The organism is Dactylosporangium sp. CS-047395 (genome assembly GCF_050942185.1).
Taxonomy (GTDB): domain Bacteria; phylum Actinomycetota; class Actinomycetes; order Mycobacteriales; family Micromonosporaceae; genus Dactylosporangium.
The window spans coordinates 10,212,063-10,226,621 of sequence record NZ_CP192015.1; the positions used below are offsets into that span (position 1 = coordinate 10,212,063).

The 14,559-nt window shown below is 71.2% G+C and carries 14 protein-coding genes; 6 read left to right on the forward strand and 8 right to left on the reverse strand.

The features are described 5' to 3' along the window. Positions 1-217: 217 nt before the first annotated feature. On the forward strand, positions 218-565 hold the full coding sequence (locus tag ACQP00_RS47690) for a hypothetical protein (RefSeq protein WP_433051549.1): 348 nt from the start codon (positions 218-220) through the stop codon (positions 563-565). Here ACQP00_RS47690 and ACQP00_RS47695 read toward each other — a convergent pair. The 6 genes from ACQP00_RS47695 to ACQP00_RS47720 all read right to left on the reverse strand — a co-directional run bounded on the left by ACQP00_RS47695 (position 562) and on the right by ACQP00_RS47720 (position 4,753). Continuing rightward, on the reverse strand, positions 562-1,512 hold the full coding sequence (locus tag ACQP00_RS47695; RefSeq protein ID WP_433210394.1) for a PLP-dependent cysteine synthase family protein: 951 nt from the start codon (positions 1,510-1,512) through the stop codon (positions 562-564). The genes ACQP00_RS47690 and ACQP00_RS47695 overlap by 4 nt on opposite strands. Positions 1,513-1,516: 4 nt before the next feature. Beyond that, on the reverse strand, positions 1,517-1,828 hold the full coding sequence (locus ACQP00_RS47700; protein WP_433051555.1) for a MoaD family protein: 312 nt from the start codon (positions 1,826-1,828) through the stop codon (positions 1,517-1,519). A 61-nt stretch (positions 1,829-1,889) separates the two neighbouring features. Then, positions 1,890-2,381, reverse strand: a complete 492-nt coding sequence (locus tag ACQP00_RS47705) for a Mov34/MPN/PAD-1 family protein (RefSeq protein WP_433210395.1) — start codon at positions 2,379-2,381, stop codon at positions 1,890-1,892. A gap of 48 nt (positions 2,382-2,429) precedes the next feature. Next, entirely contained in the window at positions 2,430-2,951 is a 522-nt protein-coding gene (locus tag ACQP00_RS47710) for a DUF2017 domain-containing protein (protein WP_433224261.1), read from the reverse strand. Beyond that, entirely contained in the window at positions 2,927-3,223 is a 297-nt protein-coding gene (gene clpS / locus ACQP00_RS47715) for an ATP-dependent Clp protease adapter ClpS (protein ID WP_433210396.1), read from the reverse strand. The genes ACQP00_RS47710 and clpS overlap by 25 nt, the downstream gene beginning before the upstream one ends. 15 nt (positions 3,224-3,238) lie before the next feature. Continuing rightward, complete coding sequence (locus tag ACQP00_RS47720; RefSeq protein WP_433210398.1) at positions 3,239-4,753, reverse strand: GTPase domain-containing protein; 1,515 nt, start codon at positions 4,751-4,753, stop codon at positions 3,239-3,241. Positions 4,754-4,952: 199 nt separating this feature from the next. Between ACQP00_RS47720 and ACQP00_RS47725 the strand changes: the two genes are divergently transcribed. The 4 genes from ACQP00_RS47725 (at position 4,953) to ACQP00_RS47740 (ending at position 10,478) form a co-directional block, all read left to right on the forward strand. Continuing rightward, the gene (locus ACQP00_RS47725; RefSeq protein ID WP_433210400.1) at positions 4,953-7,577 is read left to right on the forward strand and encodes a LuxR C-terminal-related transcriptional regulator; all 2,625 of its coding nucleotides are present in this window, start codon (positions 4,953-4,955) and stop codon (positions 7,575-7,577) included. Positions 7,578-8,058: 481 nt separating this feature from the next. Then, the gene (locus ACQP00_RS47730) at positions 8,059-9,315 is read left to right on the forward strand and encodes a nicotinate phosphoribosyltransferase (RefSeq protein WP_433224263.1); all 1,257 of its coding nucleotides are present in this window, start codon (positions 8,059-8,061) and stop codon (positions 9,313-9,315) included. Further along, on the forward strand, positions 9,312-9,887 hold the full coding sequence (locus ACQP00_RS47735) for a nicotinamidase (protein WP_433210402.1): 576 nt from the start codon (positions 9,312-9,314) through the stop codon (positions 9,885-9,887). Before ACQP00_RS47730 ends, ACQP00_RS47735 begins: the two co-directional genes overlap by 4 nt. 216 nt (positions 9,888-10,103) lie before the next feature. Further along, positions 10,104-10,478, forward strand: coding sequence for an STAS domain-containing protein (locus ACQP00_RS47740; protein WP_433210404.1), 375 nt, complete (start codon positions 10,104-10,106; stop codon positions 10,476-10,478). Between the two features lie 592 nt (positions 10,479-11,070). Here the strand turns inward: ACQP00_RS47740 and ctaD are convergent. Beyond that, positions 11,071-12,807, reverse strand: coding sequence for an aa3-type cytochrome oxidase subunit I (gene ctaD / locus ACQP00_RS47745; protein WP_433210406.1), 1,737 nt, complete (start codon positions 12,805-12,807; stop codon positions 11,071-11,073). A 130-nt stretch (positions 12,808-12,937) separates the two neighbouring features. After that, positions 12,938-13,261: a hypothetical protein gene (locus tag ACQP00_RS47750; RefSeq protein ID WP_433210408.1), complete on the reverse strand. Its 324-nt coding sequence runs from the start codon at positions 13,259-13,261 to the stop codon at positions 12,938-12,940. 205 nt (positions 13,262-13,466) lie between these two features. Here ACQP00_RS47750 and ACQP00_RS47755 point away from each other — a divergent pair, with 205 nt between their 5' ends. Beyond that, positions 13,467-14,513, forward strand: coding sequence for a LacI family DNA-binding transcriptional regulator (locus ACQP00_RS47755; RefSeq protein ID WP_433210410.1), 1,047 nt, complete (start codon positions 13,467-13,469; stop codon positions 14,511-14,513). Positions 14,514-14,559: the final 46 nt, after the last annotated feature.

Here is a 14,559-nt window from a genome sequence, read left to right on the forward strand (position 1 = left end):
CAAACCGTGGATCGCATATGGCCAGGACCCGTCAGGGTGAGGATAGATCCAATCCTTGAACAGGCACGGCTTGGCCCGTTCACGCTGCGCAGCCTACGCCGCGGGGGCTGCTCAGGCCGAAAGATCCGGGGGCGGATGTCGCCAACGTGACACGCTCGCGTCACGGTCGCCCACCTCGCTCGTTGCACGCTGTGAAGCGGTAACAGAGGAGGCGACCGTGTCGGTTGACGTGTCCCGAGCCAAGCGACTGCGCCGGCAGCTGCCCGACGCGTTTCGCCTGCCCACGGAGGCCGACCCGCGCCCCGACAACCGTCAGATCGCCGCGGTCTGCGCGTGGGCGGCGGCGCTGGGCCTCGGGGGCATGGCGGTGGCGCTGCGGGCGTTCGTCGGGCTCATCGCCGAATACCGCGTCTGGTACGGCCCGGTCGTCATCACCATCGGCCTGCTCGGCCTGGCGTGCACGATCGCCGCGTTCGCGAGCGTGCACCGCCGCCGCCTCCCGTACGCGCTGCTGGGCGCCGCCTCGGTGAGCCTGCTGGTCGGCTGGGTCGTCACCGGGCTCTAAGCCCAGAGCTGGCCCTCGAGCGCCGTCTCCGCCTCGGCGAGGGTGCCGCCGTAGGCGCCGGTGGAGAGGTACTTGAAGCCGCCGTCGGCCACCAGGAACACCACGTCGGCCCGCTTGCCGGCCTTGAGCGCCTGGTGGGCCACGGCGAGCGCGGCGTGCAGCACGGCGCCGGTCGAGAAGCCCACGAACATGCCCTCGACCTCGACCAGCTGCCGGGTGCGCAGCACGGAGTCCTGGGTGCCCACCGAGAAGCGGCGGGTCAGCACCTTCGCGTCGTACAACTCCGGCACATAGCCCTCGTCCAGGTTGCGCAGGCCGTAGACCAGCTCGCCGTAGCGCGGCTCGGCGGCGATGATCTCGATGTCCTCGACCTTTTCGCGCAGGTACCGCCCGACGCCCATGAGCGTGCCGGTGGTGCCCAGGCCGGCCACGAAGTGCGTGATCGTGGGCAGGTCGCGCAGAATCTCCGGGCCGGTCGACTCGTAGTGGGCGCGGGCGTTGGCCTCGTTACCGTACTGGTAGAGCATCACCCAGTCCGGATGCTCGGCCGCGATCTCCTTGGCCACGGCGACGGCCCGGTTGGAGCCGCCGGCCGCGGGCGAGGTGATGATCTCGGCGCCGTACATCCGCAGCAGGGCCGTGCGCTCGGCGGAGACGTTCTCCGGCATCACGCAGACCAGCCGGTAGCCGCGCAGCTTGGCCACCATGGCCAGCGCGATGCCGGTGTTGCCGCTGGTCGGCTCGATGATCGTGTCACCGGGGCGGAGGCGGCCCGCTTCCTCGGCCGCCTTAACCATCCACAGCGCCACGCGGTCCTTGACGCTCCCCGTCGGGTTGCGGTCCTCGAGCTTGGCCCACAGCCGCACGTCGGCGCTCGGCGAGAGCCGGGGCAGGCCGACGAGCGGCGTGTTGCCGCACGCGTCGAGCAGGGACTCGTAGCGCGCCACGGGATCAGCCGCGAAGAGCGTGCGCGGCGGCGAACGCGAACGCGCCGCCCGCGACGGCGGGCAGGATCGTCACGGAGTCGCCGTCGTTGAGCTTCGCGTCGAGCGCGCCGAGGAACCGGACGTCCTCGTCGTTGATGTACACGTTGACGAAGCGGTGCAGGCCGCCCTCACCCGTGATCAGCCGGTCCTTGAGCCCCGAGTGCCGGGAGTCGAGGTCGGTGAGCAGGTCGGCGATGGTGTCGCCGGAGCCCTCGACGGTCTTCGCGCCGCCCGTGTAGCTGCGCAGGATGGTGGGGATGCGAACCTCGATAGCCATGGGAAAACTCTCTCTTTGTGAACGACTGGACAAAACGGGTCAGAACGGATGGGGCGGCTGATCAGCTGCCGGTCTGACACTCGTAGTCGACGGTCGCCGGGCTCTGCCCGAAGAGGTACTTCTGGACGGCGTTCGAATCCACGACTGCATTAACTACCCGAACCGGCTCCTCGGTGACGGCCCCGTCCACGATGCGGAACGAACGGACCTCGGTCACCTCGGGCTCACGGGTCGAGACGAGCAGGTAGTGGGCGTTCGGCTCGCCGGCGAAGGAGACGTCCGTGCGGGACGGGTAGGCCTCGGTCGCGGTGTGCGAGTGGTAGACCACGACCGGCTCCTCGTCGGCGTCGTCCATCTCCCGCCACAGCCGCAGCTGCTCCTTGGAGTCGAACTCGTAGAACGTCATGGAGCGGGCCGCGTTCTCCATCGGCACGTGCCGCTCCGGCCGGTCGGAGCCGGCCGGACCCGCGACGATCCCGCACGCCTCGTCCGGGTGGTCCCGGCGGGCGTGCGCGACGATCGCGTCGAGGATCGCGGCGTCGATGGTCAGCACGCCCACAGCCTACCGAAACCTCCGCGTCACTTGCCCGTGACGGGTGTCTCAGCCCATCAGCGCGCCGACGAGCGACTCCTGCAGGTAGGTGAGGTACTGGTACACCGAAAGCTGCGCGACGCGGGCCGAGGTGGGGTCCTTGAGGATGGCCTCGTCCAGCTCGTCCTCGATGTCCACGTCGTCGTCGGCGATGCCCAGCCGCAGCCCGAGGGTGAGCCGCACGTCGGTCAGCGCGCGCAGCCACGCCTCGGCCTGCTCCTCGTCCAGCGCCACCTCGCCGCCCTCGACGGGCAGGGCGTCGAGCAGCAGTGCCGCCTGCTCCAGTTTCGAAGACCGAAGATCATCTTCCGTGTACCGCCTGAGCTCCGCCGACAGCGCCGGATCATCGCGGTACACGTCGGGGAACAGGCGCTCGATCACCGGATCGGTGCGGTCGAAGCCCTCGGACAGCAGCGTGATGACCTCGAGCATCACCTCGTTGAGCACGGCCGCCTCGCCCGGACCGAACCGGGCCACGCAGACGGTGCCGGCGCGCACGAACATGGTCACGACTGCTCCACCGTCGCCCAGAGGCCATGGGCCTGCAGCCGGGATGCGTCGTACTCCATCTTCTCGCGGGCGCCGCTGGTCACGATCGCCTTGCCCTTGTGATGCACATCGAGCATGAGGCGTTCGGCCTTCTCCTTGCTGTACCCGAACAGCTTCTGCAGGACCCAGGTCACGTAGCTCATGAGGTTGACGGGATCGTTCCAGACGACGGTCACCCACGGACGGTCGGTCTTGGGCACCTCGTCAACCTCGACATGGGTCTCTTCGATCGGTAGGACCTGCGGCGCCGCCATACCAACATGGTGCCATCAAGCGAGCAGCACGCCATGGTCGACCGCGTCCCCAGCGATGATCGACAGCGCCTGGCGCAGCTCGGCGTAGCGCTCGCCGATCTCGTGGCCCAGTTCGACCTCGATCTCCCGCAGCGCGTGTTGCAGCCAGCGCCGGCAGTCCTTCTTGTCCGGCAGCTTGGGCGGGCCGCCCGGGCCGGTCCGGGGCTGCCACATCGCGTACGACCCGGCATTGAGCCCCACCCCCAGCGGGGAGAGCACCTGGCCGTCCTCGGGGCCCGTCCCGGTGGCCGAGAGGCTGTCCAGCGCGCCGGCCCCGGCCAGCGAGGCCACGCCCGAGGTGGTGGTCACCAGCAGCGCCCGGTCGCGGTCCCGGCCGTCGTCACGGCCGTTGTCCACGGTGCGGCGGGCGGCGGTGGCGATGCGGGCCAGCACCACCTCGTCGGGCGGGGTGTCCAGCAGCGCGCCGAAGACCGTGTCGATCACCTCGCGGGTGTCGATGCGCAGCTGGCGGGAGCTGCGCACGGAGAGCGCGTGCAGCTGCCGGTCGAGCACCCGGGGCAGCTCGGGGCAGCCCTTGCCCGAGCCGAGCTCCTGCACGCAGCGCACGTGGATGGTGGCCAGGTCGATCGATACCCGCTCGACGGCGGCCAGGCGGCGGGCCCGGATCTCCCGGTCCAGCAGCTCCTGCCAGCCGTCGCCGGTGGCCGAGACGGTGGCCGCGGCCACGCCGCCGACCCGGGTGCCGGCCGCGGCCCGCTCGTCGGCCCAGGCCTCGAGCTGGTGGCGCAGCTCGGCGACGCCGAACGTGGACGCCGGGTCGAGCGAGACCGGGAACCAGGGCGCGGTGGCCAGGCGCGGGCCGCGCGCGGCGAGCAGGGCGCGGTTGGCCGCGAGCATCTCCGGCCACTCGTCGTGCTGGTCGATGCGGGTGAGCACGAACGCGATGCGCTCCAGCCGGTCGGCCGCGGCGGCGAGCAGGTCGAGGTCGGCCCGCCCGAGCGGGGCGGCGGCGTCGACCACGAAGAGCAGGCCGAGGCCCTCGGCGGCGGCGTCGAGGGAGATCTCGGCGGTCACCGGATCCAGGCCCCCGCTGCCGGGCGTGTCGATCAAGGAGACGCGCTTGAGCAGTGGCGACGGGTGGGCGACCTCGATCCGCCGGGCCGGGCGGACCGGGCCCTTCACCGCGCTGCGCTCCGGGAACGGGCGGGGCTCGCGGCGGCCGGGCACGTAGGCCCACGCGTCCGCGCGCTCGCCGTGGCGGAACACGACCCAGGCGTCGCCGCCGTCGATCGGCCCGGCGGCCCGCCGGATCAGGGCGTCGACCAGGGCGGTCTTGCCCGACCTGGCGGTGCCGGCGACGATCGCGCAGGCCCGATGGGCAGGTTGGGACGGGGCGGTGGACTGCCGGTGGTTCCGGCTACCGCGAATCGGCATGGCGGCTGCTGATCTCCCGCTCGTCGTGATGCCGAAGGCCGGCGCCGACGTGACGGTGAGTTCGATCAGCGGTGCCTGCATGACCCCGAAGCCCATATGTGCGACCTCCTTGTGCACGCCCGGAGAACCCGTCCGACACGCTGCCGGGCAGCCTTGCCGGGCGGGGCATCGGAACGCTACGTGAACGGGCACTTACAACAGCAGGGTTTCTGGTACTCACTGGGGCCGAACGCACTACTCAAGTTCGTGCATCCGCAGGTACACGCAGTAATCAACGTATCGATATGCTGCGACGGTGCCTCCCTGGAGCTTTGTCGGCAGAAACGCAGAACTCACCCGTGTCGCCGAGGCGGCCTCCGGTTCCACCGGTCGCGGTCTGATTCTCGGCGGCCCGCCGGGCATCGGCAAGAGCCGATTGCTGCGCGAGGGCGTCAATGCACTTGACCAGGACAGACTCGCGGTCTGGACGGCCACCGCTAACGCCGCGACGGCCGGGCTGCCGCTCGGCGGGCTGGCCCAGGTGCTCCCGCCCGACCAGCCCGCCGGCGGCTCGCCCGCCGGGCTGCTGCGCTGGGCGGTCGACGCGCTGCACCGCCAGGCCGCCGGTCGCCCGATCGTGGTCGCGATCGACGACGCGCACCTGCTCGACCCGCTGTCCGCCGCGCTCGTGTACTACGTGGCCCGCTCGGAGAACGCCACGGTGATCGGCACCGTGCGCACCGGCGAGTCGGTGCACGACCCGATCAGCGCCCTGTGGAAGGACGACCTGGTCGAGCGGATCGAGCTCGGGCCGCTCACCCTGCAGGAGACCTCCGACCTGCTGCAGCAGGTGCTCGGCGGCCCGGTCGACTCGGCCTCGGTGGACCGGCTCTGGCAGCTCTCCCAGGGCAACGCCCTGTTGCTGCGCGAGCTGGTGATCGGCGCGCACGCGGCCGGCGAGATCATCGAGAGCTACGGCATGCAGCGCTGGACCGGCAAGGTCGACCTGGCCCCGACCCTGACCGAGGTCGTCGACGCGCGCATCGGCAAGCTCACCCCGCAGGAGCGGGCGGTGCTGGAGCTGGTCGCCTTCGGCGAGCCGATCGGCCTGCCGCTGCTGGTCAAGGCGACCGACCTGGCCACGGTGGAGACGGCCGAGGAGCGCCAGCTCGTCCGCGTGGTCGTCGAGGACCGGCGGACCACGGTGCGGCTGGCCCATCCGTTGTACGGCGAGGTCGTCCGCCGCCGCTGCCCGGTCACCCGCAACCGGCGCCTGCTCGCCGACCTCGCCTCGCTGGTGGAGAACTGTGGCGCGCGGCGCCGCGACGACCTGCTGCGCGTCGCGGTCTGGCGGCTCGACTCCGACACCGCGCGCGACCCGGTGCTGCTGCTCAACGCGTGCCGGCTCGCCTTCGCGACGTACGACATGGCGCTGGCGATGCGGCTCGGGCGCGCGGCGGTGGCGGCGGGCGGCGGGTTCGACGCCGCGGAGACGCTCGCCACGATCCTCATGTTCGCCAACTGCCCCGACGAGGGCGCGCTGCTGCTGGACCAGAACGAGGGCCAGATCGGCGACGAGGGCCAGCGCAGCCGCTGGCTGGCGATCCGGCACATCATCTCGCACTGGGGCGTGGGCGACTCGTCGACCGCGGACGAGATGGACCGCCAGGCACACAAGATCGTCGACCTGCGCGAGCGCTCCCTCGCGCTGTCGGTCGAGTCGACCATGCGGCTGCACCGCGGCGACTTCGGCCAGGCCCTCACGCTGGCCCGCACGGTGCTGGACAGCCCCGCGTCCGCGCCCGGGCCGCGCGCCCTGGCCCGCTCGATCATGGGCCACCTCCAGGCGATGCGCGGCACGCCGGTGCAGACGGTCAAGGCGATGGCGCTGCTGGACGCGGACGCGACGCAGTGGCGGGCCGAGGTGCCGTACATCCAGCTGGGCATCGAGCTCGCCCGCGGCACGGCCATGATCCTCGCCGCCGACCTCGAGGCCGTCGACGCGATCGTGGCCACCGAGTTCGCGGGCATGGCCGACGCCGGCAACTTCCTGCTCGGCTCCGGCTACCTGCAGATCGTGCGGGCCCAGGCGGCCCGGCTGCGCGGACACCTGCAGGAGGGCGGCCGGGCCGCCAGCCAGGCCAGCGCCATGCTCGCCACCGGCCGGATCTTCGTCGCGCTGGCCCACGCGGAGCGGGCCCACATCGCCGCGCTGCAGGGCGACGCGGCCGGCGCCGCCGCGGCGTTCGCGCTGGCCGAGGAGGCGCACTACCGGTCCATGGAGGTCCTGTACCCCTGGCTGGAGGAGGCCCGCGCCTGGGTCGCCGTGGCCGCGGGCGACGTGACCACCGCGGCCGAGGTGCTGCGCCTGCTCGCCGCCCGCAACCGCAGCGACGGGTTCGCCGCCCACGAGATGTTCGCCCTGTACGACCTGGGCCGCCTCGGCTTCGCCGCGGAGGTCAACGAGCGGATCGGGGCCCTCGCACAGACGGTCGAGGGCCGGCTCGCCCCGGCCATGGCGTGGCACGTCCGCGCGATGGCCGAGGAGGACGGCGGCGCCCTGCTCTCGGTGGCCGAGGAGCTGGCGGACATGCAGCTGTACCTGTTCGCCGCCGAGGCCGCCGCCGGCGCCGTGACGCTGCTGCGGGGCATCCGCTCGCCGCAGACGCCGCGGGCCGCCCAGCGCCTGGCCGAGCTGCGGACGGAGTGCCCGCACGCGGTGACCCCGGCCCTGGTGGTCCCGCAGCCCATGCTGACCGGCCGGGAGCGCCAGATCGCCCGGCTGGCGGCGGCTGGGGTGCCGTCGAAGGAGATCGCGGACCAGCTTTACTTGTCCTCTCGTACCGTCGACAACCACCTCATGCGCGTCTACGCCAAGCTGGGTGTGACCGGCCGGGCCGAGCTCGCCGCCGCGCTGCGCTCGCTGCCGCCGGAGGAGTGATCGCGGTCCTGTAGCACTCGAAAGCTGCTCCGCTGCCGCCGCGCCGCGCCCGCGCTACGCCCGCGCCCGCGCTGCGCGGCGCCCGCCCTGCGCGGCGCGGCGCGGCGCGGCGCGGCGCGGCGCGGCGCCCGCCCTGCGCGGCGCGGCGCCCGCGCCCTGCACCGCGCCCCGTGCCCCTGCACCGCGCCCCTGCACCGCGCCCTGCGCCGCGCCCGCGCCCTGCACCGCGCCCTGCACCGCGCCCTGCACCGCGCCCCGCGCCCCTGCACCGCGCCCCGCGCTTTGCGCCGCGCCCTGCGCAGCCGCCCGCGCCTGCGGCCGCCCTGCGCTGCGCTCGCGCCCGCCCTGTGCCGCGCCGCCCTGCGTCGCCGCCGTGGTGCGCTTGCTGGCGGCGGGTGGAGTGATCGCGGTCCTATAGCGCTTGGAATATGTTGTTCATGTGACGACGAGCGCGTTCCTGACCGACCACTACGAGCTGACCATGCTGTCGGCGGCCCTGCGCGACGACACCGCCGACCGGAGTTGCGTGTTCGAGGTGTTCGCCCGGCGGCTGCCGATCGGGCGGCGCTACGGCGTGGTCGCGGGGACGGGGCGGCTGCTCGACCTCATCGCCGAGTTCACCTTCGGCGATGAGGAGGTCGCGTTCCTGCGCGAGCGCGGGATCGTGGACGACGCGACGGCCGATTGGCTCGGGAAGTACAAATTCCGCGGTGACGTCGACGGGTATGCCGAGGGCGAGCTGTTCTTCCCCGGCTCCCCCATCCTGACCGTGAGCGGCACGTTCGCCGAGTGCGTGGTGCTGGAGACGCTGATCCTGTCGGTGCTCAACCACGACAGCGCGATCGCGGCGGCCGCGGCCCGGATGGTCACCGCGGCGCGCGGGCGCCCGGTGATCGAGATGGGCTCGCGGCGCACTCAGGAGGAGGCGGCGGTCGCCGCGGCGCGCGCGGCCTACCTGGCCGGCTTCGCGTTCACGTCCAACCTGGAGGCCGGCCGGCGCTACGGCATCCCGACGACCGGCACCGCCGCCCACGCCTTCACGCTGCTGCACGACTCCGAGCAGGCCGCGTTCCGCTCCCAGGTGGAGGCGCTGGGCAAGCAGACCACGCTGCTGGTCGACACGTACGACATCGCCCAGGGCATCCGCAACGCGATCGCCGTGGCCGGGCCCGAGCTGCGCGCGGTGCGCATCGACTCCGGCGACCTGAGCGTGCTCGCGTCCGAGTCCCGGGCGCTGCTGGACTCGCTGGGCGCCACCGACACGCAGATCGTGGTCTCCGGCGACCTGGACGAGTACGCGATCGCCGCGCTGGCCGCCGAGCCGGTCGACGCCTACGGCGCGGGCACGGCGGTCGTGGTCGGCTCGGGCGCGCCGACCGCCGGGCTGGTCTACAAGCTCGTCGAGGTCGACGGGCGCCCGGTCGTGAAGCGCTCCGAGCACAAGGGCACGGTTGGCGGGCGCAAGACGGCGGTACGGCGGCACAAGCCCACCGGCACCGCCACCGAGGAGGTCGTCGTCTCCCTCGGCACGCCCGACGCGCAGCCGCACGACCGGGCCCTGCAGCGGCCCCTGCTGCGCGGCGGCGAGCCGGTGGCGGACCTGCCGACGCTGCGCGAGTCGCGCGAGCATCTGCGCCAGTGCCTCATCTCGATCCCCTGGGAGGGGCTCAAGCTCTCGGCCGGCGACCCAGCGGTCCCGGTCGTCATGTCCGGCGGAATTTCGGGAGGCACCGCATGACGCGGGCGTTGATCGTGGTGGACGTGCAGAACGACTTCTGCGAGGGCGGCTCCCTCGCGGTGGCCGGCGGGGCGGGAGTGGCCAAGCAGATCTCGGCCGCACTGGCCGCCGGCGGCCGGTGGGACCACGTGGTGGCCACCCAGGACCACCACATCGACCCGGGGGCGCACTTCGCCGAACACCCCGACTACGTGAGCACCTGGCCGGTGCACTGCGTGGTCGGCACCGGCGGGATCGGCTTCCACCCCAACCTGGACATCAGCCGGGTCGAGGCGATCTTCGAGAAGGGCTCCTACCAGGCCGCGTACTCCGGCTTCGAGGGCGCGGCGGACGGCGAGGGCCTCGCCGACTGGCTGCGCGAGCGGGACGTGACCGAGGTCGACGTGGTGGGGATCGCCACGGATCACTGCGTCCGCGCGACGGCGCTCGATGCGGTCCGGGCCGGCTTTGTTACAACCGTGCTCCTCGACCTGACCGCGGGTGTCATGCCCGCCACCACCGAGTCCGCCCTGGTTGAGCTGCGGGAAGCCGGGGTGACCTTGGTCGGTGAACCGGTCGTGGCCGGGAGCTGACCGTCCGGCGGATGGCACATGGCTGGACTTGCCGTGTAACAACCGACGTGTACCGTCATCCGGGCAAGCCGGTTCCGCGGCACCGATGTGAGGACTTCTCACGTCACTACGTAAGGAGCACCTACACGGAGCGTGGCGAAAATGGTTAGACTTCGCTACGCTTGCGGGACCTCGAAGGGTCGTCCATGGTGGACGGCTCAGCACCAGGAGGGTCACGTGAAGTTGTCGATCGAGACTCGCCCTTCGGATCAGCGAGAGTCAGTGCTGACGCTGAGTGGCGAAATCGACTATGAGACCGCTCAGGAGCTCCGCACCGCGGTGAGCTCAGTGCTCGACGGAAGCATCGACCTCCTTGTCATCGACCTTCAAGGGGTCACCTTCCTCGACTCCACCGGCATCGGCACCCTCGTCGTTGCCAAGCGCATCTGCCACAGCATGGGCGTCAAGCTCGACATTCGCCGGCCCAACCCCTTCATCGCGAGGCTGTTCGCGGTGGTGGGAGTGAGCGACATCCTCGGCGTGCCGATCCCGCCCGGCACCGTGTCCGGCCGCCTGCCCGCCCCGCGCGGCGGGGTCACCCAACCGGCCTGACACGCATTACAGAACGTAGTTTCTCTCCTCCGGCTCCGGCCGACCCCACCTTGACGACGCGCGCGGAGCGCCCCGCCCCTCACCCCGGCGGCGGCGCCTCCGCGCTGGCGACGAGTCGAGGTGCACGCTGCGTTATCTCTGCCGCCACCATGCGTAAGCAATTCACCCTCTCTGGCGATCACGGCGGCTTTTTCACGAAACTGTCATAGCGCGGTTTGCCCGATTCGTCCGATCTCTCGGGGCCCACACGGACGGCTGTTAGATCTCTCGGGGCCCACTCGGACGGCTGTTGCGGGCCGCTCGGACGGCCGCTGTCCCGTTGCTGTTGCGGCCCGCTTGGACCGGGCCGCCACCGCACGCTTCTGTTGCGGCCCACCTAGAGGGCCCGCTGCCGCGTCCTGTTGCGGCGCGCTCAGACGGCCGTTCCGGCGCTTCCGTTCCGGCGCTTCTGTTCCGGCGCTTCCGTTCCGGCGCTTCCGTTCCGGCCCGCTTAGACGGCCGCTACAGGCTTCGGTGCCAGCGCCCTGCAAACGGAGAACGCCCCCGACCGCGTGGCGATCGAGGGCGTTCTCAGAGCCTGTCTCAACGAGGGCTACGACTGTTCCTGGTAGCTGGCCCCGCCGTCAGCCTCGGAGCTGAGCGGCTTCGCCCCACCAGGCGGCGGCGCCTCCAGCGAGTGCCCCGGCGCGTGCGCCGGGAACCGGGCGTCGAACGCCGGCCGCTCCGAGCGGATGCGCGGCATGCTGTCGAAGTTGCGCAGCGGCGGCGGGCAGGACGTGGCCCACTCCAGCGACATGCCGTGGCCCCACGGGTCGTTCACCTCCACCACGCGGCCGGTCTTGTACGACTTCCACACGTTCCAGATGAACGGCAGCGTCGACAGGCCGGTGATGAACGAGCCGATCGTGGAGATCGTGTTCAGCGTGGTGAAGCCGTCGGTGGCCAGATAGTCCGCGTACCGACGGGGCATGCCCTGCGTGCCCAGCCAGTGCTGCACCAGGAACGTGGTGTGGAAGCCGATCGTGGTCAGCCAGAAGTGGACCTTGCCCAGCCGGTCGTCGAGCATCCGGCCGGTCATCTTCGGGAACCAGAAGTAGATGCCGGAGTACACCGCGAAGACGATCGTGCCGAAGAGCACGTAGTGGAAGTGGGCGACCACGAAGTAGGTGTCGGAGACGTGGAAGTCGATCGGCGGGCTCGCCAGGAGCACGCCCGACAGGCCGCCGAAGAGGAAGGTCACCAGGAAGCCCACCGCGAAGAGCATCGGTGTCTCGAAGGTGATCTGGCCCCGCCACATCGTGCCGATCCAGTTGAAGAACTTCATGCCGGTCGGCACCGCGATGACGAAGCTCAGGAACGAGAAGAACGGCATCAGGACCTGGCCCGTGGCGAACATGTGGTGGGCCCACACGCTCATCGACAGGGCACCGATCGCGATCGTGGCGCCGACGAGGCCTTTGTAGCCGAAGACCGGCTTGCGGCTGAAGACCGGGATGACCTCGGTGATGATGCCGAAGAACGGCAGCGCCACGATGTACACCTCGGGGTGGCCGAAGAACCAGAACAGGTGCTGCCAGAGCATCGCGCCGCCGGTCTCGGCGTCGTAGACGTGCGCGCCCAGGCGGCGGTCGGCCTCCAGGCACAGCAGCGCGGCGGCCAGGATCGGGAAGACCATGATCACCAGGACGCTCGTCACCAGGATGTTCCAGGTGAACATCGGCATCCGGAACATCGTCATGCCGGGCGCGCGCAGGGTCAGCACCGTCGTGATCATGTTGACCGCGCCGAGGATCGTGCCGAGGCCGGAGAGCACCAGGCCGACGATCCAGAGGTCGGCGCCCACGCCGGGCGAGTTGATGATGCTGTTCAGCGGCGCGTAGGCGAACCATCCGAAGTCCGCGGCGCCGCCGGGCGTGATGAAGCCGACGAGCGTGATCGTGCCGCCGAACGCGTACAGCCAGTACGCGAAGGCGTTCAGCCGCGGGAACGAGACGTCCGGCGCGCCGATCTGCAGCGGCGTGATGTAGTTCGCGAACGCGAAGACGATCGGCGTCGCGAAGAACAGCAGCATGATCGTGCCGTGCATGGTGAACAGCTGGTTGTACTGCTCAGGGGAGAGAAACTGCAGACCCGGCCGGGCCAGCTCGGCGCGCATGAGCAGCGCCATGAAGCCGCCGATCATGAAGAACACGAACGACGTGATGAGGTACATCAGGCCGATCTGCTTCGCATCCGTGGTGCGCAGCAGCCGAGCGAACGCCGAGCCCTTGACCGGCTTGTGCACCGGCCAAGGCCTGGTGACGATCGGCTTCGGTGCGACGGTGGTCACGAAAGGCCTCCTGAGGCTGTTGAACCAGCTGGCGAGCCAGCTCCGCGAGGCTCCGGGCGATCGGCAGTGCGATCAACACGTCACCCCGCAGGCAGAATAGTCCCTTCGCCCGACGCGAAAACGCTGGGGTTCAGCTCCCGCCCTTGGCCCCGAAGTCAAAGCTGATGGCACCCGCCGCGATCGCGGCCAGCACCAAGAGAATGATCCCCCAGAAGATCAGCCGATCGGCGGGAGTTGGGCTTTTCACTGCACCGATGAGCCGGCTGCCGAGCGGCTCGACCTGCGGCGCCGGCGGGGTGTCGACCACGACGGTGTCGGCATTGTCCGCGACGGGCGCCACCGGGGCGGGCGCCAGGCGGCGCTCGGGGAGGGCCTGCAGCACGATCAGGACGGCCCCGGCGAGCACCAAGAGCACCCCGAGCACCGCGACGATCACAGCGATCCAGTCACGCATCCTTGCCTCCTTCGATGCAGCGAGGCTAGAGAACCCGGCGGGTGCGCGTCGAGACCTGACTCACGGCCCGGCGCTGAAATTTACAGTCAGAACCCCGGTAGCGAAACCTTGCGGCAATCTCGTGTTGACACCGCAGAAACCGTGTATGACGCTCCGATATGGAAGCGCTCCCAAAATCGACGACTTGCTATCTAAGGAGGTCGCGATGTCGATTACCGCCGCTCCGGAAACGCAGGATCCCACGCACGACCCCATGCGTGACACCGCCGAACACCCCACCCTCGCCCACGTCGCCGCGCTCGCGGGCGTTTCTTCCGCCACCGCCTCGCGCGTGCTCAACGGTTCCGCTCGCGTCTCGCCGGCCGCCCGCCAGCAGGTCCGCGACGCCGTTGACCGGCTCGGTTACGTCCGTCAGCGCGCCGCCCGCGCTGTGGACCGCCGCCCCCGCTCCGTCGCCGCCGTGGTGTGCGAACCCAACGCACGCCTCTTCGCCGATCCGTTCTACTCCCGGGTGCTGGCCGGGGCCAGTGCCGCGTTCGCCGAGCGCGACATGCCCATGCTGCTCGCGGCGGGCGAGCGGCCGGCCTCGCTGCAGCGGTACCTCAGCAGCGGGCACATCGACGGCGTGCTGCTGATCTACTGCCGCAGCAGCCACCCCCTCGTCGTCACGCTCCCCGCACTCGGTGTGCCGGTCACCCTCATCGGCCGGCCGTTGCAGGGCAGCGCGCTGTCGTACGTCGACGCGGACAACCGCGGCGGCGCGCGGCAGGCGGTGGAGTACCTGGCCCGGACCGGCCGCCGCCGCATCGTGACGATCGCCGGCCCGCCGGACGTCTCGGCCGGGGTGGACCGGCTGGCCGGGTTCCGTGAAGGCCTCGAGCGGGCGGGCCTGGACCCGGGCCCGATCGCCTACGGCGACTTCACCCGCCCGGCCGGCGTACACGCGATGACCCGGCTCTTGGATCATCGCCCCAACCTCGACGCCGTCTTCTGCGCGTCGGACCTGATGGCGGTCGGTGCGCTGCACGCACTGCGGCAGTCGGGCCGGCGGGTGCCCGAGGACGTCGCGCTGGTCGGCTTCGACGACCTGCCGCTCGCGTCGTTCACCCAACCGCCCCTGACCACGATCAAGCAACCGGTCGAGGAGATCGGCGCGGCCGCGGCCCGCCAGCTGCTCGCCCAGATGTCCAACGAGCCCTGGGACGAACCACCGGTCCTGCCCACCACCCTGGTCCGCCGCCAGAGCGCCTGACGCATGTGATCTTTCTCGGGAGTTCGGACCCCACACCCGCGCTCCC

Coding starts and splice junctions, on each gene's coding strand:
- ACQP00_RS47700 (WP_433051555.1), bottom strand. CDS start 1,828: ATGGCTATCGAGGTTCGCATCCCCACCATCCTGCGCAGCTACACGGGC.
- ACQP00_RS47730 (WP_433224263.1), top strand. CDS start 8,059: ATGCTGTCGGCGGCCCTGCGCGACGACACCGCCGACCGGAGTTGCGTG.
- clpS (WP_433210396.1), bottom strand. CDS start 3,223: ATGGCGGCGCCGCAGGTCCTACCGATCGAAGAGACCCATGTCGAGGTT.
- ACQP00_RS47750 (WP_433210408.1), bottom strand. CDS start 13,261: ATGCGTGACTGGATCGCTGTGATCGTCGCGGTGCTCGGGGTGCTCTTG.
- ACQP00_RS47735 (WP_433210402.1), top strand. CDS start 9,312: ATGACGCGGGCGTTGATCGTGGTGGACGTGCAGAACGACTTCTGCGAG.
- ACQP00_RS47755 (WP_433210410.1), top strand. CDS start 13,467: ATGTCGATTACCGCCGCTCCGGAAACGCAGGATCCCACGCACGACCCC.
- ACQP00_RS47720 (WP_433210398.1), bottom strand. CDS start 4,753: ATGGGCTTCGGGGTCATGCAGGCACCGCTGATCGAACTCACCGTCACG.